Annotated in this window: 19 protein-coding genes and 1 pseudogene; 7 read left to right on the forward strand and 13 right to left on the reverse strand. The window is 59.1% G+C overall.

The features are described from left to right. Nucleotides 1-102 precede the first annotated feature (102 nt). Entirely contained in the window at nucleotides 103-2,241 is a 2,139-nt protein-coding gene (gene katE / locus ACRC4F_RS17070) for a catalase HPII (RefSeq protein WP_438660411.1), read from the reverse strand. Between the two features lie 260 nt (nucleotides 2,242-2,501). Here katE and ACRC4F_RS17075 point away from each other — a divergent pair, with 260 nt between their 5' ends. The 3 genes from ACRC4F_RS17075 to ACRC4F_RS17085 all read left to right on the forward strand — a co-directional run bounded on the left by ACRC4F_RS17075 (nucleotide 2,502) and on the right by ACRC4F_RS17085 (nucleotide 5,025). Next, entirely contained in the window at nucleotides 2,502-3,509 is a 1,008-nt protein-coding gene (locus ACRC4F_RS17075; RefSeq protein ID WP_438660412.1) for a methionine ABC transporter ATP-binding protein, read from the forward strand. After that, a complete protein-coding gene (locus ACRC4F_RS17080; protein WP_131059102.1) occupies nucleotides 3,509-4,183 on the forward strand; it encodes a methionine ABC transporter permease in 675 nt (224 codons plus the stop codon). The genes ACRC4F_RS17075 and ACRC4F_RS17080 overlap by 1 nt, the downstream gene beginning before the upstream one ends. Nucleotides 4,184-4,254: 71 nt before the next feature. Then, the gene (locus ACRC4F_RS17085; RefSeq protein ID WP_438660413.1) at nucleotides 4,255-5,025 is read left to right on the forward strand and encodes a MetQ/NlpA family ABC transporter substrate-binding protein; all 771 of its coding nucleotides are present in this window, start codon (nucleotides 4,255-4,257) and stop codon (nucleotides 5,023-5,025) included. A gap of 76 nt (nucleotides 5,026-5,101) precedes the next feature. Here ACRC4F_RS17085 and ACRC4F_RS17090 read toward each other — a convergent pair. The 5 genes and pseudogenes from ACRC4F_RS17090 to ACRC4F_RS17110 all read right to left on the reverse strand — a co-directional run. Beyond that, nucleotides 5,102-5,605: pseudogene (locus tag ACRC4F_RS17090) on the reverse strand (SCO family protein); the annotation flags it as partial. Beyond that, on the reverse strand, nucleotides 5,602-6,501 hold the full coding sequence (gene cyoE / locus ACRC4F_RS17095) for a heme o synthase (RefSeq protein ID WP_438660414.1): 900 nt from the start codon (nucleotides 6,499-6,501) through the stop codon (nucleotides 5,602-5,604). The pseudogene ACRC4F_RS17090 and the gene cyoE, both read right to left, overlap by 4 nt. Beyond that, nucleotides 6,489-7,568: a COX15/CtaA family protein gene (locus ACRC4F_RS17100; protein ID WP_438660415.1), complete on the reverse strand. Its 1,080-nt coding sequence runs from the start codon at nucleotides 7,566-7,568 to the stop codon at nucleotides 6,489-6,491. Before ACRC4F_RS17100 ends, cyoE begins: the two co-directional genes overlap by 13 nt. Before the next feature lie 10 nt (nucleotides 7,569-7,578). Next, a complete protein-coding gene (locus ACRC4F_RS17105) occupies nucleotides 7,579-8,172 on the reverse strand; it encodes a hypothetical protein (RefSeq protein ID WP_438660416.1) in 594 nt (197 codons plus the stop codon). Then, complete coding sequence (locus ACRC4F_RS17110) at nucleotides 8,138-8,878, reverse strand: SURF1 family protein (RefSeq protein WP_438660417.1); 741 nt, start codon at nucleotides 8,876-8,878, stop codon at nucleotides 8,138-8,140. Before ACRC4F_RS17110 ends, ACRC4F_RS17105 begins: the two co-directional genes overlap by 35 nt. A 70-nt stretch (nucleotides 8,879-8,948) precedes the next feature. On the opposite strand from ACRC4F_RS17110, the gene ACRC4F_RS17115 reads away from it, so the two are divergent. Then, nucleotides 8,949-9,152 (forward strand): twin transmembrane helix small protein, encoded by a 204-nt coding sequence (locus ACRC4F_RS17115; RefSeq protein ID WP_008064738.1) that lies wholly within the window; start codon nucleotides 8,949-8,951, stop codon nucleotides 9,150-9,152. A 4-nt stretch (nucleotides 9,153-9,156) separates the two neighbouring features. On the opposite strand, the gene ACRC4F_RS17120 is transcribed toward ACRC4F_RS17115, so the two are convergent. From ACRC4F_RS17120 to coxB, 4 genes are all read right to left on the reverse strand, one after another. Continuing rightward, a complete protein-coding gene (locus tag ACRC4F_RS17120) occupies nucleotides 9,157-10,044 on the reverse strand; it encodes a cytochrome c oxidase subunit 3 (RefSeq protein WP_438660418.1) in 888 nt (295 codons plus the stop codon). A gap of 25 nt (nucleotides 10,045-10,069) precedes the next feature. After that, a complete protein-coding gene (locus ACRC4F_RS17125; protein ID WP_438660419.1) occupies nucleotides 10,070-10,621 on the reverse strand; it encodes a cytochrome c oxidase assembly protein in 552 nt (183 codons plus the stop codon). Nucleotides 10,622-10,813: 192 nt separating this feature from the next. Beyond that, nucleotides 10,814-12,403, reverse strand: a complete 1,590-nt coding sequence (gene ctaD, locus ACRC4F_RS17130; protein WP_438660420.1) for a cytochrome c oxidase subunit I — start codon at nucleotides 12,401-12,403, stop codon at nucleotides 10,814-10,816. An 82-nt stretch (nucleotides 12,404-12,485) separates the two neighbouring features. Next, the gene (gene coxB / locus ACRC4F_RS17135; RefSeq protein ID WP_438660421.1) at nucleotides 12,486-13,613 is read right to left on the reverse strand and encodes a cytochrome c oxidase subunit II; all 1,128 of its coding nucleotides are present in this window, start codon (nucleotides 13,611-13,613) and stop codon (nucleotides 12,486-12,488) included. Between the two features lie 372 nt (nucleotides 13,614-13,985). Between coxB and ACRC4F_RS17140 the strand changes: the two genes are divergently transcribed. Beyond that, the gene (locus ACRC4F_RS17140; protein ID WP_438660422.1) at nucleotides 13,986-14,636 is read left to right on the forward strand and encodes a hypothetical protein; all 651 of its coding nucleotides are present in this window, start codon (nucleotides 13,986-13,988) and stop codon (nucleotides 14,634-14,636) included. A 125-nt stretch (nucleotides 14,637-14,761) separates the two neighbouring features. On the opposite strand, the gene ACRC4F_RS17145 is transcribed toward ACRC4F_RS17140, so the two are convergent. The 3 genes from ACRC4F_RS17145 to ACRC4F_RS17155 form a co-directional block, all read right to left on the reverse strand. Continuing rightward, the gene (locus ACRC4F_RS17145; protein ID WP_438660423.1) at nucleotides 14,762-16,288 is read right to left on the reverse strand and encodes a SulP family inorganic anion transporter; all 1,527 of its coding nucleotides are present in this window, start codon (nucleotides 16,286-16,288) and stop codon (nucleotides 14,762-14,764) included. 90 nt (nucleotides 16,289-16,378) lie between these two features. Further along, nucleotides 16,379-17,110: a carbonic anhydrase gene (locus tag ACRC4F_RS17150; protein ID WP_438660424.1), complete on the reverse strand. Its 732-nt coding sequence runs from the start codon at nucleotides 17,108-17,110 to the stop codon at nucleotides 16,379-16,381. A 242-nt stretch (nucleotides 17,111-17,352) separates the two neighbouring features. Beyond that, nucleotides 17,353-18,411, reverse strand: coding sequence for a PA0069 family radical SAM protein (locus ACRC4F_RS17155; RefSeq protein ID WP_438660425.1), 1,059 nt, complete (start codon nucleotides 18,409-18,411; stop codon nucleotides 17,353-17,355). 224 nt (nucleotides 18,412-18,635) lie between these two features. Here ACRC4F_RS17155 and ACRC4F_RS17160 point away from each other — a divergent pair, with 224 nt between their 5' ends. Together ACRC4F_RS17160 and ACRC4F_RS17165 are read left to right on the forward strand one after the other, a co-directional pair. Then, the gene (locus tag ACRC4F_RS17160) at nucleotides 18,636-18,941 is read left to right on the forward strand and encodes a hypothetical protein (protein WP_438660426.1); all 306 of its coding nucleotides are present in this window, start codon (nucleotides 18,636-18,638) and stop codon (nucleotides 18,939-18,941) included. Nucleotides 18,942-19,164: 223 nt separating this feature from the next. Beyond that, entirely contained in the window at nucleotides 19,165-19,812 is a 648-nt protein-coding gene (locus ACRC4F_RS17165) for a phosphatase domain-containing protein (RefSeq protein WP_438660427.1), read from the forward strand. The last annotated feature ends 1 nt before the right edge of the window (nucleotide 19,813 follow it).

The raw sequence follows: 19,813 nt of genomic DNA on the forward strand, positions 1-19,813 counted from the left end.
GCTCCCACAGTGGTTTGGAGGTGAACACAAATCTGTGCTCAACCCCAAACCCTGTGGGAGCGAGCCTGCTCGCGATAGCGTCCTTGCTATCTATACAAAAGCTTAAGCCGGAATCGCCTTGGCCTTCGGCTCCCGATCCCAAACACGATGCTGCCCGATAGCCGTGAAAAACGGTTTGATCAACTTGGCATCCGTGCCCACGATCAGCCCCGCATCCACCTCAAGCTTCAACACATCCAGCAACTGCTTAGCCTCGCCATGCAACGCAATCGCCTTCAAGTGCTTGTACGCCTCCAACAGATAGTGCAAAGCCACGCCATCGCCGCTCAACGCCTTGATCGACGCCGCGCCACCGGGCACGAATACCGCGTCGAATGCCACGGAAGGCAAACCCTCCATCGAAGCGTCCACCGGCAGTGCCTTTCCATCGGCAGTGGTGACGGGCGCGGAGGTCGGGCCAAGCAACTTGGCATGCGCACCTTCGGCCTTCAGCGCCTTCTTCATTGCATCGATTGCAGCGCCATCGACACCGTTGGCCGCCAGAATCGCGACTTTTCGGGTTTTGATATCGCCCGGCAACAAATTGGCCTGGCTCAGCGCCGGCGAGCGGTCCAGGGAGATTTTCGGCACATCGACCGTCCCGGCCTTCGGTGCCGGCAAGCCAAGGTTCTGCGCCACACGTTTGGCCAGTTCCAGGTCGATATTGGCGAGGATCTCATTCACTTCGCGCGCACGGATAAACTCCCGCTCGACCTTGCCCAGCTCAAAGCTGTAGGCCGAGATGATGTGTTCCTGCTCGTGTTTGCTCATGCTGTGAAAGAACAGTCGCGCCTGGGAGAAGTGATCGCTGAACGACTCGCTGCGCTGACGGATCTTGTTGGCGTCGATACGCTCGGGATACGTCTCGAATCCGCCATTCTGCGCGGCGGGCGGCGTTTCTTTCGGCCAGCCGCCGTCGATGGAGTTCGGTTCGTAGGACGCGCGCCCCTTGTCGATGGTGGTGCGGTGCATTGCATCCCGCTGGCCATTATGGAAGGGGGCCACCGGACGATTGATCGGGATCTCGTGAAAATTCGGACCGCCGAGTCGGCTGATTTGCGTATCGGTGTAGGAAAACAGCCGACCTTGCAGCAACGGATCGTTGGAGAAGTCGATGCCCGGCACGATATGGCCCGGGCAAAACGCAACCTGCTCGGTTTCGGCGAAGAAGTTGTCGGGGTTGCGGTTGAGGGTCATTTTGCCCAACGGGGTGATCGGTACGATTTCCTCGGGAATGATCTTGGTCGGGTCGAGAATGTCGAAATCGAAGGAATGTTCGTTTTCCTCTTCGACCACCTGTACGCCCAACTCCCATTCCGGGTAATCGCCCATCTCGATTGATTCCCAGAGATCGCGGCGGTGGTAGTCGGTGTCTTTGCCGGCAAGTTTCTGGGCTTCATCCCAGACCAGCGAGCAGGTCCCGGCGGAAGGGCGCCAGTGGAATTTGACGAAGCGGGATTTGCCCTCGGCATTGATCAGACGGAACGTATGCACGCCAAAACCCTGCATGCTTCGCAGGCTTTTCGGAATCGCCCGGTCAGACATCGCCCACATCACCATGTGCGCCGATTCCGGCACCAGCGAGACAAAATCCCAAAAGGTGTCGTGCGCCGAACCGCCCGTAGGAATCTCATTGTGTGGCTCGGGTTTCACCGCGTGCACGAAGTCAGGGAATTTGATCGCATCCTGAATGAAGAACACCGGCATGTTGTTGCCCACAAGGTCGAAGTTGCCTTCGTCGGTGAAGAACTTCACGGCGAAACCTCGTACGTCTCGCACGGTATCGCCCGACCCGCGCGGGCCCTGCACGGTGGAAAAACGCACGAACACCGGGGTTTTCTTGCCCGGGTCCTGCAGGAAACCGGCCTTGGTCAGTACGGAATGGTTTTCATAGCTCTGGAAAAAACCATGAGCGCCGGTGCCGCGGGCATGGACGATGCGCTCCGGGATGCGTTCATGGTCAAAATGCGTGATTTTTTCACGCATGATGAAGTCTTCCAGCAACGACGGCCCGCGGGCGCCGACTTTCAGGGTGTTCTGGTTGTCCGAAACCTTCACGCCCTGGTTGGTGCGCAGGGCTTGTTCGGTGGCGTCGGAGCGGAATTTTTCCAGGCTGTCGAGCTTGGCATTGGTGTTGCCGCGGTCCAGGGTATCGGTCCCGGCCAGTGCGCTTTTGGGGGCGACAGGTTTCTTGGTACTCATCAGTCTTAAACTCCTCGTTGCGATCTCGTCCTAGCCGGACTTGTGAGCAATGTTCCAGGCACGGCACCTGGCAGTTCGAGTTGCTTAATTAGTGACTGGTGAGGATTTCAGCCGTTCCTTTTTTCTAACCTTTGATCGCGTTATTGCCAAATGGAAGGTTGAATGCGGAATAAATGCTAATAACCTCTATACGGACAGGCTAAAATGCGCGCCCGGCTAACCGCTGATCCTTTTCCAACGCGCCCCACAAGGTTCGCTACGTGATCGAGTTTCAAAACGTCCACAAAACCTACCGCGTTGCCGGTAAGGATATCCCCGCCCTGCACCCGACCAGTCTGACGATTGAGAACGGTCAGGTCTTCGGCCTGATCGGTCATTCCGGTGCAGGAAAAAGTACCCTGCTGCGTCTGATCAATCGCCTGGAAGAGTCCAGTGGCGGCAAGATCTTCGTCGATGGCGAAGAAGTCACGGCGCTCGACGCCAACAGCCTGCGGCGCTTCCGCCAGCAAGTCGGGATGATTTTCCAGCACTTCAATCTGCTGGCGTCCAAGACCGTGGCTGATAACGTCGCGCTGCCGCTGACCCTCGCCGGTGAACTGTCGCGCAACGAGATCGACAAGCGTGTCGCCGAGTTGCTGGCGCGGGTCGGTTTGTCCGACCACGCCAAAAAGTACCCGGCGCAGCTGTCCGGCGGCCAGAAGCAGCGTGTCGGCATTGCCCGCGCCCTGGCGACCAAACCGAAAATCCTGCTGTGCGACGAAGCCACCAGCGCCCTGGACCCGCAGACCACGGCGTCGGTCCTGCAATTGCTGGCCGAGATCAATCGCGAGCTGAAACTGACCATCGTCCTGATCACCCACGAGATGGATGTGATCCGCCGGGTCTGCGACCAGGTGGCGGTCATGGACGCGGGCGTGATCGTCGAGCAAGGTTCGGTGGCCGAGGTGTTCCTGCATCCCAAGCACCCGACCACCAAGCGTTTCGTGCAGGAAGACGAGCAGATCGACGAAAGCGAACAGCGTGACGACTTCGCTCACGTGCCGGGCCGTATCGTGCGTCTGACCTTCCAGGGCGAAGCGACCTACGCGCCGTTGCTGGGTACCGTTGCCCGGGAAACGGGTGTGGACTACAGCATCCTGGCCGGTCGTATCGACCGCATCAAAGACATTCCCTACGGACAACTGACCCTGGCCGTCACCGGTGGCGACATGGAGGCGGCGTTTGCCCACTTCACCGCGGCTGATGTCCACATGGAGGTCCTGCGCTGATGGAAGTCCTGACAAGTTTCTTCGTCAACATCGACTGGTTCGAAATCTGGCTGGCCACCGGCGACACCTTGCTGATGCTTTTCGGTTCGTTGTTGTTCACCGTCCTGCTCGGCCTGCCGTTGGGCGTGTTGTTGTTCCTCTGCAGCCCGCGTCAGTTGCTGGAAGCCAAAGGCGTCTACGCCATGCTGTCGCTGATGGTGAACATCCTGCGCTCACTGCCGTTCATTATTCTGCTGATCGTGATGATCCCGTTCACCGTGTTGATCACCGGCACGTCCCTCGGGGTCGCCGGTGCGATTCCACCGTTGGTGATTGGCGCTACGCCATTCTTCGCGCGACTGGTGGAAACCGCCCTGCGTGAAGTGGATCGCGGCATCATCGAGGCGACCCAGGCCATGGGCGCCACGACACGGCAGATCATCACCAATGCCTTGCTGCCGGAAGCCCGCCCGGGCATCTTCGCGGCGATTACGGTGACAGCGATTACACTGGTGTCCTACACGGCAATGGCCGGTGTGGTCGGCGCGGGAGGCCTGGGCGACCTGGCGATCCGTTTTGGTTACCAGCGTTTCCAGCCTGATGTGATGGTCGTGACGGTGATGTTGCTGCTGGTGCTGGTTCAAGTGCTGCAAACCGTCGGCGACAAGCTGGTTGTGCATTTCTCTCGTAAATAAAATTGAGCCGGCCATTCGCTGGCAGGCGCCGAACGGGCGCCGCAAGCGGATGCCCACATGGAGTTAGCTGAATGAAAAAACTACTCGTCGCGTTCGCAGCCGTTGCAGCGTTTTCCGCTCACGCGGATACCCTGACTGTCGCAGCCACTCCGGTTCCGCACGCCGAAATCCTCGAATTCGTTAAACCGGCCCTGGCGAAGGAAGGCGTGGACCTGAAGGTCAAAGTCTTCACCGACTACATCCAGCCGAACGTGCAGGTTGCCGAGAAGCGTCTGGACGCCAACTTCTTCCAGCACCAGCCGTACCTTGATGAATTCAACAAGGCCAAGAGCACCAACCTGGTCGCTGTTGCCGGTGTGCACCTGGAGCCGCTGGGCGCTTACTCCAGCAAATACAAAGCGCTGACCGAACTGCCTGGCGGCGCCAACGTGGTGATCCCGAACGACGCCACCAACGGCGGCCGTGCGCTGTTGCTGCTGGCCAAGGCTGGCCTGATCAAGTTGAAGGATTCGAACAACATCCTCTCGACGGTCAAGGACATCACCGAGAACACCAAGGACCTGAAATTCCGCGAGCTGGAAGCTGCGACCATCCCTCGTGTGCTGACCCAGGTCGATCTGGCGCTGATCAACACCAACTACGCGCTGGAAGCCAAGCTCGATCCGTCCAAGGACGCGCTGGTCATCGAAGGCAACGACTCGCCTTACGTGAACATCCTCGTTGCCCGCCCGGACGACAAGGACAGCGAAGACATGAAGAAACTGGTTGCTGCCCTGCACAGCCCGGAAGTGAAAGCCTTCATTCTCGAGAAGTACAAAGGCGCGGTATTGCCGGCGTTTTGATTTAACGCTTTAACAAAAATGGGGCGCATTGAATGCGCCCCATTTTTTATGCCCGAAACACCATCCCTGTAGGAGCCGGCTTGCTGGTGTCCGCCGGAATGAACGGGATGCTCACCGCATTGGCCAGTTTCTGAATGTCTTCAACCGACGCCGCCGTCAGCCCCTGGAATTGCGGATCGAAGTAGCCCAGGTACTGCTTGAGCTGCTTGGGCGTGTCGCGGTTCGGGTCGACGCTGACCAGGATGATCTGCAACTTGGCCACGGCCTCCGGTGGCAGTTCGCTTTTGATCTGGCGCAGTTGGGCGAGGGTGGTCGGGCAGATGTCCGGGCAGAAGGTGTAGCCGAAGAACAGCAGCGACCACTTGCCTTTCAACTCATTGACCGCCACCGGCTTGCCGTCCTGATCGGTCATCGTCACGTTCGGCAAGTTGCGGCTTTGCGGCAGCAAGATGATCCCGGCGTCGATCAGCGCCGTCGGATCGCCCTGGCCTTTGCCGGACAGCACTTTGTTGATGGTCAGGCCCAGCACCAGCGCGATCAGGGCGACGAGGATAAAGACGGTTTTCTGAGTTCGAGTCATAGGTTCAACAGTAGGTAGTGGTCTACGAGCAGCGCGATAAACAGCAGGAACAAGTACCAGATAGAGTACTTGAAGGTGTTGATCGCCGCGTGCGGCCGAGTGCCACGGTACAGCACCACGGCCCATTGCAGAAACCTCGCGCCCAGTCCCAGGGCGCAAATCAGGTAGAGCATGCCGCTCATGTGGATCACGTAAGGCATCAGGCTGACGGCCAGCAGCGCGAAGGTATAAAGCAGGATGTGCACCTTGGTGTAATGCTCGCCATGGGTCACCGGCAGCATCGGGATATCGGCCTTGGCGTATTCCTCTTTGCGGTGAATGGCCAGGGCCCAGAAGTGCGGAGGAGTCCAGGCGAAAATGATCAGTACCAGCAGCAAGGGTTCGGCGCTGATATGACCGGTGGCAGCGGTCCAGCCGAGCAACGGCGGGGCAGCACCGGCGAGGCCACCGATGACAATGTTCTGCGGCGTCGCGCGTTTCAGGAATCCGGTGTAGACCACCGCATAGCCGAGCAAGGACGCGAGGGTCAGCCAGGCCGTCAGCGCGTTGGTGAAGGCCAACAGTACGGCTTGCCCCAGCACCGCCAAGACCAAGGCAAACGTCAGCGCCGCCGCCGGTGACACCCGCCCTTCTGCCAAGGGACGTTTGTGAGTTCTGGCCATGACCGCATCGATACGCCGGTCCACCACATGGTTCACCGCCGCCGCACCGCCGGCACACAACGCGATCCCCAGATTGCCGAACACCAGCACCGTCCATGGCACTCCGGCGCGGGTCGCGAGGAACATGCCCACCAGCGAGGTGATGAGCATCAGCACCACCACTTTCGGCTTGGTCAGCTCAAGGTAGTCACGCCAGATCGCCTGACTGTGACGTTCGCCGATCAGAGTCGCCATGGCATCTCTCCTTTTATTGTTATGGGCCCGGCTGAGTGTTTGCGCGGGCTGAACCGCCAGCGTGCAGGATTCTGCTGTTTGACCCGAACCAGACTGGTCCGCGCGTGATAATTGACCAGCACCATCGTCAGCAACAGCGCTGCGCCGCCGGCGTTGTGCGCGACGGCGACAGGCAGCGGCAGGTGAAAGACAACGTTGCTGATGCCCAGCGTGATCTGCGCGGCGAGGGCGATCAGCACCAGCCCGGCCAGACGCGTCATGCCGACCACCTTCAGTTGCCAGGCCAGACCCAGCAGCACCAGCGTCACCAGCATTGCGCCGATACGGTGAGTCAGATGAATCGCCGTGCGGGCGTCGCTGTCCAGTTGCCCGCCGAGGTAATTGGGGCCGATGTGTTGAGTCAGGTGAAAACCGTTGGCGAAATCAGCCGGTGGCAGCCATTGCCCGTGGCAGGTCGGGAAGTCGATACAGGCCACCGCCGCGTAGTTTGAACTGACCCAACCGCCGAGAGCGATTTGCAGGATCACCAGCAGCAACCCGGCTGTCGCCCAGTGCTGCAAACGCCGTGGCACGGTCAGCGCCGGCAGCACGCCGGACAGGCGCAAGGTCAGCAAAAACAGCAGGCTCAAAGTCGCAAAACCGCCGAGCAGATGCCCGGTCACCACTTGCGGCCAGAGCTTGAGCGTCACCGTCCACATGCCGAACGCCGCTTGGGCGATTACCACCGCCAGCAGAAACAACGGCAATTTCACCGGTTGCCCCGGATGACGGCGATGCACCCAGGCGCGACCGGCCAGCACCGAGATCAACAGCCCGAGCGTACCGGCGAAATAGCGGTGGACCATCTCGTTCCAGCCTTTGTGGGCTTCGACGGGCGCATCGGGAAAATGCAATTCGGCATGGGCCAGTTGGGCTTCGCTTTTCGGCACGCTGATGAAGCCGTAGCAACCCGGCCAGTCGGGGCAGCCGAGGCCGGCGTGAGTCAGGCGGGTGTAGGCGCCGAGCAGCACCACTATCAGTGCCAGCAAGGTGGCAAACAGCGCGAGGCGAAATCCAGGTTTGGCCATGACGATGCCCTTATCCGATGTTCGACAGTTTCAGCAGATGCCGCAGGTCGTTGAGCAAGTCCTTACCCTTCACTGTCGGGTCGTAGCGCAGCACCAGATTGCCGTGGGGGTCGATGATCCACAGCTGGGGCACGGCTTTGTCGCCGGTGGTCTTGCTGAAGGTGGTCAGGTCCATTGGGTAACGTTGCAGTTGCGGGTATTCACGGGTCAGCTTGGCGTCGTAATCAGCCGTCAGCGGTTGCGCCGCGGCCAAAGCGTGACTGGCGCGCCCGGCATCGCGGCCGAGGCCGATCTGAATCTGCCGCGCCAGGTACACCAGTTGCTGGCAGTCCACCGAGCAATCTTTCGGCGCCGTGACCAGCAACTGCCAGCGGTCCTCCTGCGCCTGCACGCCAAGGTCGGCACGGGTCTGGCCGTTGCCGATCAGCTCGCCGTGATAACTGCGGCCCTCCGGCACCCAGAACTGCAATTTGTACATGCCCGTGGCGAGGATCATCGGACCGATCACCCCAAGCACGATCAGCAATAGCTGCAACCGGCCCTTGCGCCGACTTGCCGGCGTTTTCGCCTCAGACATGCTGGGTGGATTCATGGCCGCTCCCATGGTGTTTCTCCTTTGCGTTGTGCCAGCCGAGATAGAGATAAAGGCCGAACAGGGCGATCGACATCGCGAACCACTGCACGGCATAAGCCAGGTGTTTTTCCGGCCCCATGGCCACCACCGGCCAATCGGCCTGGTAGGACGCGGGTCCGGCTTCTGCGCGTAATTCGTAGGCAAAACCGTCACGATCGAGGGCCGTCCACAGCTTCGCCGGCTCAACGGCTGTCACCAGCTGCGGCCAGGTCGTGGAGTTTGGGTCGGCGTGCAATTGGAACGTGGCGCCGGGAGAGACATAGACCCAGGCATCAAGGCTCTGGGGTTGAGCCGGGGTAGTGAACTGCGGCGGGGTGCGCCGATCCGGCCACGGCAGCCAGCCGCGATTGACCAGCAGCCAGAGCCCGGTCGCCTGATCCTGAAACGGTTGCAGCAGTTCGACGCCGACCTTGCCGTCGCGCTGGCGGTTATCCAGCAGCAGGCTGTGTGCGGCATCGAACTGGCCGTGCAGTCGAACGCGGCGAAAGGCCGGGTCCTCGGTGTGTCGCAGCTCGGAGCTGGTCATCGGCTCAGCCACTCGGCGCTCGGCGTAGCTTTGCAGTAGCGCGCTTTTCTCCGCGCCCCGGCTCAATTGCCAGAACCCCAGTGACACCAGCATGGGCAACAGCAACGCGACCACCAGGGTCGGCACGATGCCCGGCCGAAAACGCTTCATGGCGTCGCCAGAAAGTCGGCAGTCGCGATAGCTATACTCAAGTGCATCGCCTTTCCCCCGGAGTCTCACCATGCTCAAAGCAGCCATCGTCCTGATGCTGATTGCCACGGTTGTCAGCCTGTTCAGCGGCCTGTTTTTTCTGGTCAAGGACGACAGCAGCTCGAACCGCCTCGTCATTGCCTTGAGTGTGCGTGTTGCGCTGGCCGCCATCACCGTCGGCTTGATTGCCTGGGGTTTTTTCAGCGGCCAGTTGGTGTCGCATGCACCTTGGTAAAACCTCAGAGCACGTAGACGAAAACGAACAGCCCGATCCACACCACGTCCACGAAGTGCCAATACCAACTCGCCGCTTCAAACCCGAACTGGTGCTCGTTATCGAAGTGCCCGCGCATGACCCGCATCAGCATCACAAACAGAATGATGGTGCCGATAGTGACGTGGGCGCCGTGGAACCCGGTGAGCATGAAGAACGTTGCGCCGTAGATGCCCGACCCCAGGGTCAGACCCAGTTCGTGATAGGCGTGAATGTATTCTTCGGCCTGAAAGCCGAGGAACGCGCAGCCCAGCAACACAGTGATCGCCAGCCAGATTTTCAGCGCACCGCGATGGCCCTTTTTCAAGGCGTGGTGGGCGATGGTCACGGTGACGCTGGAACTCACCAGCAACACCGTATTGAGCAGCGGCAGGCCCCACGGGCTGATCACGTCCTTGGGTGCCGGAAAGAGTTTCGGGTCCGGGTTGTTCAACAGCGGCCAGATAAATTCGAAGTTCGGCCACAGCATGTGCGCCATGCCTTTGGCGCCTTCACCGCCGAGCGCCGGGCCGGACACGTGCCGCACGTAAAACAATGCGCCGAAGAAGGCGATGAAGAACATCACCTCCGAGAAAATGAACCAGCTCATGCCCCAACGGAACGAACGATCCATCTGTGCGCTATACAAGCCGCCGCGACTTTCCTTGATGACCGTGCCGAACCAGCCGAACAGCATGTAGGCCAGCAGCAGGCCACCGACGAAAAAGATCAGCGGGCCGTGGGATTCAGGCCGCGCCGCTTTCAGGTCATTGAACCAGGTGGCCAGGCCAAATACGGTGACGAACATGCCGACGGTGGCGATGATCGGCCATTTGCTCTGGGCCGGTACGTAATAGTGTTCATGAGTTGCCATTTATTGTTCTCCTTATCGGGCACGCTCAACCGCCAGTGTTTACGGCTACCGGTGGATGTCGGGCGGTGATATCGAACAGCGTGTAGGACAGCGTCAGGTGCTTCACTTCCTTGGGCATGTCGCGGTCAACGATGAAACGTACCGGCATCTCGATCCGTTGACCGGGCTGCAGCACTTGCTGGGTAAAGCAGAAACATTCGGTCTTGTGGAAGTACGCCGCGGCATTGCTTGGCGCGATGCTCGGCACCGCTTGCGCGCTCATCGGCTTATCCGTCGGGTTGTGCGCGATGAAGATCATCTCGTTCACCGCCCCCGGGTTGGCCGTCAGCTCGTCACTCTTGGGATAGAAATCCCAGGACATGTCGGCGGCATTGGTCGACAGGAACTGCACGCGTACCTGCCGCGACGTGTCGACCGTTTGCTCGCCTTCGTACTGCCCCGAGGTCTTGCCATTGATGCCGAACGCCTTGCACATCACGTCGTAGATCGGCACCAGGGCAAACCCGAAGACAAACATCGCCACCACCACCAGCAACAGGCGGGTGACCAGCTTCTTCATCGAAATTGAGTCAGCCATGATTCCAACCCTCAACACATAACCCTGTGGCGAGGGGATTTATCCCCGTTCGGCTGCGAAGCAGCCGTAAAAACCGCCCGCCCGGTGTGCCTGTTACACCTCGATTGCAGGTTTTAGGTCCGCTTCGCGACCCAACGGGGATAAATCCCCTCGCCACAAAAGCAAGGCCAGTACCCATCCAGGCGAAGGTGTTCATTTCACTTCCGGCGGTGTGGTGAAGGTGTGATACGGCGCCGGTGACGGGATGCTCCACTCCAGGCCTTCCGCCCCATCCCACGGTTTGGCCGGTGCTGGCGGGCCGCCGCGAATGGTTTTGATCACGATGAACAGGAAGAAGATCTGCGTGGCGCCGAACATGAACGCGCCAATCGACGAGACCATGTTGAAGTCGGCGAATTGCAGGTTGTAGTCCGGAATCCGCCGCGGCATGCCTGCCAGCCCTACAAAGTGCATCGGGAAGAACGCCATGTTCATGCCGATGAACGAGAGCCAGAAGTGCAGCTTGCCGAGGGTTTCGTCGTACATGTGGCCGGTCCATTTCGGCATCCAGTAGTAGGCCGAAGCGAAGATTCCGAAGATCGCCCCGGGCACCAATACGTAGTGGAAATGCGCGACCACGAAGTACGTGTCCTGGTACTGGAAGTCCGCCGGGGCGATGGCCAGCATCAATCCGGAGAAGCCACCGATGGAGAACAGGATCACGAACGCCACCGCGAACAGCATCGGTGTCTCGAACGTCAGCGAGCCTTGCCACATGGTGCTGGCCCAGTTGAACACCTTCACGCCCGTCGGCACCGCGATCAGCAGCGTGGCGTACATGAAGAACAACTCGCCCACCAGCGGAATGCCGACCACGAACATGTGGTGCGCCCAGACGATGAACGACAGGAACGCAATGCTCGCCGTCGCGTAGACCATCGATGTGTAGCCGAACAGCGGCTTGCGCGAGAAGGTCGGGATGATCGAGCTGACGGCACCGAAGGCCGGCAGGATCATGATGTACACCTCGGGGTGACCGAAGAACCAGAACACATGCTGGAACAGCACCGGGTCGCCGCCACCGGCGGCACTGAAGAAGCTGGTGCCGAAGTGGATGTCCATCAGCATCATCGTCACGCACCCGGCCAGCACCGGCATCACCGCGATCAGCAGGAACGCGGTGATCAGCCAGGTCCAGACGAACAGCGGCATTTTCATTAGCGTCATGCCGGGGGCGCGCAGGTTGAGGATGGTCGCGATCACGTTGATCGCACCCATGATCGAACTGATCCCCATCAGGTGGATGGCGAAGATGAAGAACGTCACGCTTTCCGGCGCATAGGTCGTCGACAGCGGGGCATAGAACGTCCAGCCGAAGTTCGGCCCACCGCCGGGGGTGAACAGGGTCGACACCAACAGGATGAACGCCGCCGGCAGCAGCCAGAAGCTGAAGTTGTTCATCCGTGGCAAGGCCATGTCCGGTGCGCCGACCATCAACGGGATCATCCAGTTGGCGAGGCCGACGAAGGCCGGCATCACCGCACCGAAGACCATGACCAGGCCGTGCATGGTGGTCATCTGGTTGAAGAATTCCGGCTGGACGATCTGCAGCCCCGGCTGGAACAGCTCGGCGCGAATCACCATCGCGAACGAGCCGCCCAACAGGAACATGGAGAACGCAAACCACAGGTACAACGTGCCGATGTCCTTGTGGTTGGTGGTCAGCACCCAACGCATCAGGCCTTTGGCGGGGCCGTGGGCGTGATCGGTGGCATGACCATGGTCATCGATGACGGCGCTCATGGCGTGTCTCCTGCAAACAGATGGGCTGGGCAAGCCGGGGAGCGTAGCCCCGACCGGTTCCTTGGTTGCGCAATAGACCGGGTCATTTACTTTCCGCCTGTTTCAGCTCCAGCACTTCTTTAGGAGTGACCATGTCGCCTTTGTTGTTGCCCCAGGCATTACGTTCGTAGGTCACGACCGCCGCGATATCGACTTCCGAGAGCTGCTTGCCAAATGCCGCCATCGCGGTGCCTGGCTTGCCGTGGTAGACGATGCTCAGGTGTGCGTCTTTTGGTCCGGTGGCGATTTTCGAGCCTTTGAGCGCCGGGAACATTGGCGGCAAGCCCTGGCCTTCGGCCTGGTGACAGGCGACGCAAGTGGTGTGATAGACCTTGTCGCCGCGCTCCTTGAGCTCGTCGAGGGTCCATTCCTTGCTGGTCAGTTCTTTAAGCTGAAGGGCTTCGGCCTTGCGCTCGCCCAGCCATTTTTCGTAGTCGGCCTTTTCCTTGACCTCGACCACGATCGGCATGAAGCCGTGGTCCTTGCCGCACAGTTCCGCACACTGGCCACGATAGATGCCGGGCTTGTCGACGCGGGTCCAGGCTTCGTTGACGAACCCCGGGATCGCATCGCGCTTGACCGCGAAGGCCGGCACCCACCAGGAGTGAATAACGTCGGCGGACGTCACGAGGAAGCGCACCTTGGCGCCAATCGGCAGCACCAGCGGCTTGTCGACTTCGAGCAAGTAATGCTCGCCCTTGGTTTCCTTGTTGTGGATCTGGTCGGCGGGGGTCGTCAGGTTGCTGAAGAACTCGACGTCCTGGCCCAGGTATTTGTAGTGCCACTTCCACTGATAGCCGGTGACCTGGATATCGATATCCGGCTCACTGGCGTCGTACATCTTGATCAGGGTCGCCGTCGCAGGAACCGCCATGGCCACCAGGATCAGGAAGGGCACGATGGTCCAGAGGATTTCAACGGTGGTGCTTTCATGAAATTTTGCGGCCACCTGCCCGGTGGAGCGGCGGTGGACCATCATCGACCAGAACATGGCGCCGAAGACGATGATGCCGATCACTACACAGATCCAGAAAATGGTCATGTGCAGGTCAAATACTGCGTGACTGATTTCAGTCGCTCCCGGCGCCATATTCACAGTCCAGGCGGCTTGCGCCTGGCTGAAAATCGACCACAACAGGAGGCCCATCCAGACGTGTGGATGTCGCATCATTGCGGGTTCCCCTTATCGTTCTTGTTATCCCGCCGGCTTTCACCTGCGGCAAGGGAGCGGCTTTTTCAGACTACGAACTTGAATCGCCGAGCCTTTGCTGCGTGTGCAGTCGGGCGTCATCAGCTAACTCCATTCCCACCCGAGTATAGACAGGGAGTGCTACCTCGCAATGTGATGGCGTAAATGATCTGAAACAGCTGGGACTTGCGTTCAAGGTCACGAATGGAGAAGGATGCAGACGAGTGGTGGCAAATCGATATAACGGAGGCGTCTCAAGGATGAAACAATTATGACAAATGCGTCTTAGCATTTTTCATAAGCCAGCTAAGTTATGTCTTCCCTATTTCATTGCCTTTGTTTCCTGGAGTTTTCATGAACACCGCCGCATTGCGCGAGCAGATCCAAAAAGCCCAACAACACGAGGCCGAGACCGGCCTGCTGACGCGTCAGCTGGAAAGCAAACTGCCTCATCTGCACCCGTCGATCCAATTGCCGGAGGCGGATGCCAACGGCGTGCTGACGCGTTTTGTCGCCGCCTACATTGATGAAGTTCCTGATCTGCTGGACGCAGCCAATGAAGTCGCCAGGGAAGCGGGTATCGAATCACAGATCAAACCGGTGCTGAAAATCGCCGAGCAGTACTTTCTCCAGCCGCCGACGATCATGGCGGGGCACATCGGGCTCGACAGCCTGCTGGACGAAGCCTATCTGGCGCATCGGTTTGTCGAAGAGGTCAATGACCTGTACATCAAGCATTTTGGCCAGCCACTGATCCCATTGGACATGACTGTCGCCAACCTGATTGCTCACCAGCTCATCGGTGAGGAGTTTGCCAACCAACTGGATGAAGTGGTGCACCACGCGGTGGACAACATGCTCGACGATGAGAGCTTCGCGCTGGAGTCGGTGGAAATCTACCGTGAAAGGCTCAGCAGCCCGGACACGGGTGCCGCGTGGAAACGCTGGCCGTGCATGTCCCGCCGGTTGGGCGTAGGCCTGGAGCTGGATCAGCCGGCGGCTTGATTATTTAGAGTCAACACCATCCCTTGTGGGAGTGAGCCTGCTCGCGATAGCGGTGCATCAGTCGACATCAATGTTGAATGACACACCGCAATCGCGAGCAGGCTCGCTCCCACATTGGTTTTGTTTTATGCCGTAGAACCCACTCCGGATGTAGTCCGTAACCGTCCTTCAAGCCTGCGCTTCAACCCCCGCGCTTCAATCAACAGCTTCGACCCTTTGGCCGCATTCGCCCGGCCCCATTCCTCAAGCAATTCCAGACACGAGTGATCGATGTAGCTCAGGTTGTTGAGCGGCACATGCACCGTCGCGCCTGGGGGAATGGTGCCCAACACCTGGGTCAATGCCGGCACCTTGAGGAAAGTTGCTGCCCCCGTCAGTCGCAGCTCCATCTCTCCATCCGCCGGCAGGTCGATCAGGCTGATCTTCAGCCGCGACGCTTTCCAGGCCAGTTTGGCCAACGTCAGTCCGAAGCCGATCAGTACGCCGGTCAGCAAGTCGGTGAAGATGATTGCCAGCGCCGTCGCCGCGTAAGTGAACATCGGCATCCGGCCATAACGGCCCAGGCCGCGGAAAGCCTTGAGGTCGACCAGTTTGAAGCCGGTGTACACCAGCACGCCTGCCAGGCTCGCCACCGGAATGCTTTGCAACACACTGGACAGCAGCAACACGAAAGCCAGCAACCACAGACCGTGGAAGATCGCCGACATTCGCGTGGTGGCACCGGCCTGGACGTTGGCCGAACTGCGCACAATCACACCCGTCATAGGCAGCGCGCCGAGCAGACCGCAGAGCATGTTGCCGACGCCCTGTGCCGACAATTCCCGATCGAAGTCGGAGCGTTGACCACTGTGCATACGGTCCACTGCTGCAGCCGAAAGCAAGGTTTCAGCGCTGGCGATGAAGGCTACGGCGAAAGCAGCGATCAGTAGGGTGGGGTCGGCCAGATTGAGCAAGTCGGCAGGCTTCAGCCAGTCGATGGCTTCTGCCAGGTTGGCCGGGACTTCAACGCGCTTGACCTGCAAGGCGAGCATCAGGCTGGCGACCGTCGCCAGGCCTACGCCAAGCAGTGCGCCGGGAATGAAGCGCAGGGAGTGGGGGCGGAATTTCTCCCACAGCCACATCACCGCAATCGTCGACAGCCCCAGCAAACCGGCTTGCCAGCCAAGGGAAGGCAAGGCCTGGATAACGGCCACCGGGAAGGCTGCGAGGTTGTCCAGCCCGGAAGGTTTGGGCACGGCATCGAGCATCACATGCACCTGTGAGAGCACGATCAACACGCCAATCCCGGCGAGCATGCCGTACACCACCGCTGGCGCCGTAACACGAAACCAGCAACCCAGCTTGAAACGCCCGGCCATCAATTGCAGAAAACCTGCGAGCAGCAAGATGGGCCCGAGCATCGCAATGCCATGCTGGCGTACCAGCTCGAATACCAGCACCGCCAGACCCGCCGCCGGGCCACTGACTTGCAGCGGTGAGCCGGCAAGCCAGCCCACCACCAGCCCACCGATGATCCCGGTGATCAAACCCTTGGCCGGCGGCAAGCCCGAGGCGATGGCGATGCCCATGCACAAGGGCAGGGCGACCAGAAACACAACCACTGAAGCGAGCAGCTCCCGTGGCAGAACAGCTTTGAGTTGCGCAGCACGCATGGTAATTCTCCCGAAGTTTTCTTCAGGCATGGCAAGGCCGGACCGCTGAAACAGCGGCCGGGGTCAAACCACACAGATTTTTAGGAAGATTTAGAAGCGCGCTTTGGGCGTCGCCACCGGAATCGGATGGCTGCCATCGAGCGGCAGGAAACCGCCCTGGTCCGCGTCATAAGCCTTGATTGCGCTGGTTTCGATGTCGTAGACCCAGCCATGGATGAACAGATGACCGTTCGCCATGCGCGAGGCTACAGAGGGGTGAGTACGCAAGTGCTGCAATTGGGCGATGACATTTTCCTCGGTGAGGATATGCATCGTCTCGTTTTCGTCGGCGCAGTTGCAGTTGTCGTGCACCATGGTTTTCGCGACTTCCGCATGCCGCAGCCAGGCTTTGACCGTGGGCATCTTTTCCAGGCTGTCGGGGTTAAGCACCGCGCGCATCGCGCCGCAATCGGAGTGGCCGCAGATGATGATGTGCTGCACGCCAAGCGCCAGGACCGCGTACTCGATGGCCGTGGAAACGCCACCGTTCATTTGGCCGTAAGGCGGTACGACGTTGCCAACGTTGCGGGTCACGAACAGATCGCCAGGCGAACTGTGGGTGATCAGTTCGGGGACGATGCGCGAGTCGGCACAGGTAATGAACATCGCCCGTGGCTGCTGAGCCGTAGCGAGTTTTTTGAAGAGTTCTTCCTGCTGCGGAAAAATCTCATGATGAAAATGCAAAAAGCCGTCAACAATATGCTTCAACGCTGCATCGGCGGTTTCCGCCTCAGGTTGGGCTGAAGCCGACGCAGCCAACGGCTGTTTATCCTTGTCACTCATGATTCATCCTCTTTGGCGGAGTCAGGGAATTGTCCCGTTTTGTCCGGTATGAAGCCAGTGGCTGTTAAAAAACATCCAGGCCGAATATCTCGACCCGTCAGTCACTCGATGAACAAGGTATCTGCCGAAACTTAACTCAAACTGAATCAAACGCTCTAGAACGTGTGTTCCAGGTCACAGAAAACGTGACCAGCCTGATGGCCAATCGCTTTTTCCACTATCAAACCATAAGGCAATTGTCCTCAAATCAATGACATCTGGCGACCTGGCGGACAGAAGGCATTGCAGTCCAGATCGAATCCTTCCCGACGATTGAGCCCCAGGCGCTTGATGGTTTTGGCAAAACGTTGCGCCAGCAAATCGGCAAACGGCCCTTCACCGCGCATCCGTGCGCCAAACCTGCTGTCGTAGAGCTCCCCGCCACGGCTCTGGCGGATCAGGCTCAACACATGCGCGGCACGCTGAGGATAGTGGGCGGCCAGCCATTCTTCGAACAAGGGCGCCACTTCCAGCGGCAGACGCAACATCATATAGGCTGCACTCTGGGCACCGGCGGCATGCGCCTCGGCGAGCAGGCTTTCGAGTTCGCTGTCGTTGATCATCGGAATCATCGGCGAACACAACACGCCCACCGGAATGCCGGCTTCGCGCATCACGCGGATGGCCCGCAACCGAGCCTTGGGCGCAGCCGCGCGCGGTTCGAGAATACGTTTGAGTTCATCGTCGAGGGTGGTGAGGCTGATCATTACTGCCACCAGCCTTTGCTCGGCGAGTTCGGCGAGCAGATCCAGATCCCGGAGAATCAGCGATCCCTTGGTGATGATCGTCACCGGGTGTCGATAACGCAGCAGCACTTCCAGAGTCTGGCGAGTGATTTTGTGTTCGCGCTCGATCGGCTGATAGGGATCGGTGTTGGACCCCAGGTTGATCGGCGCGCATTGATAGCCGCGTCTGGACAGCTGTTCTTCCAGCACATCGGCGGCATTGGTCTTTGCGATCAGTTTGGTTTCGAAATCGAGCCCCGGTGACATGTCCCAATAAGCATGGCTGGGTCGCGCATAGCAGTAGATGCAACCGTGTTCGCAGCCGCGATAGGGATTGATCGAACGATCAAAAGGCAAGTCCGGCGAGTTGTTGCGGGTGATGATGTTCTTAGCCGTTTCGATGCGCACCTCGGTGCCTTGGGTGATCGGCGCTTCCTGATACCAGCCGTCATCCTCGGCCACCGAACGATTCGGTGCAAAGCGGTTGTGCGGGTTGGTGGCGGTGCCACGACCGCGAGGTGGCAAAGAAGTAGCCATCGAGATGATCCTTAAGCTGTATGTTCATACAGTATAGGTCCGCAGCCGAATAGGCCAGTGCCGTTCGGCGCCTGAAAATGTGTCAAGTATGGGCTAGTTGTTCGTTCACTAGTGAGTTTCTTGTCATTATGAGAAACAGATAGACAGTGGCTTAGTTGTTGTCAATCGGTAGTATGCGCTTCACACGAAGTTGTCGTGTTGTAACTATTAAAAGGAATTAATTAATGTCGAATTACAACCAGCGCGGTATCTTTCTTCAATTGTTGGCCCCGTCTGTATTTAGTCCGAAAGAAGTTCGGGTCTCCATGCAGTTTGCTCTCAAGGAAGAGGGTTACGATCCGGAAAGTCGCACACCCACCTACTCCCTACTGGACTCCAGCACCCGCGAAGCCGTTTCGAATGACGGTGGTGCAACCTTCTCCATGCGCCAAACTCCTGCCGACGTGAACGGTGATGGAAGCCTCGATGCCCAGGACAAAGCAGTTCTGATTGCTCTGGCAACGGCATATTCGAAAATCATTAATCCCTGATTGTTCTCAAATGCGTGCTACCTATAATTATTGATACGCCAGTGCCTAAACCAAGCACTATTAAAGCGGTACGAAATTTACGTACCGCTTTTTTATTAAGCACCAGACCGTGACGAAGCTGTTCAATTCACGCTTCTTTGACAGAAGTCTCACGGGTCTTTGACTGCTCAGGGACGATGCTATGTGGCATCTAACTACCTTATTCCCACACGGTTGTCCGAGCATGCCCCGATTGCGCCTTTTTCCTGTGACATTCCTGTTGTCGCTAGCCACGCTTTTCAACCTGACGGTAGCCCTCGCGGACGACACCGATTCACCCCGCCCGGCGGAATGGGCTCAATCCGTAGAGGTGCAATACAACCTCTATCAAATGTCCCCGACTCTTTATCGCAGCGCCTTGCCCGACAGCGGCGCCGTACCGTTATTGAAGAAACTCAACGTCGCCACCGTCATCACTTTCCTGCCCGAGTCGGATTCAAACTGGTTGTCCACGCCGGGCATTGCTCAGGTACAGCTGCCCTATCGCACCAATCATGTGGATGATGCGCAAGTACTCACGGCCCTTCGCGCGATCCAGACCGCCGAATCCAATGGCCCGGTGCTCATGCACTGCATGCACGGCTCGGACCGCACCGGCTTGATGGCGGCGATGTATCGGGTGGTGGTGCAAGGCTGGAGCAAGGAAGACGCCCTGAACGAAATGACCCAAGGCGGCTTTGGTGACAGTGTCCATTTCAAGGACGGCGTGCGTTACATGATGCAGGCTGATGCCGACAAGCTTCGGACCGCGCTAGCCAACGGCGATTGCAGCACCAGCCCGTTTGCGGCCTGTTCGATGAAGAGTTGGTTCCAATCGGCCCACGTTGAGTGAG

It is taken from the genome of Pseudomonas sp. (assembly GCF_051660785.1).
Classification (GTDB): Bacteria; Pseudomonadota; Gammaproteobacteria; order Pseudomonadales; family Pseudomonadaceae; genus Aquipseudomonas.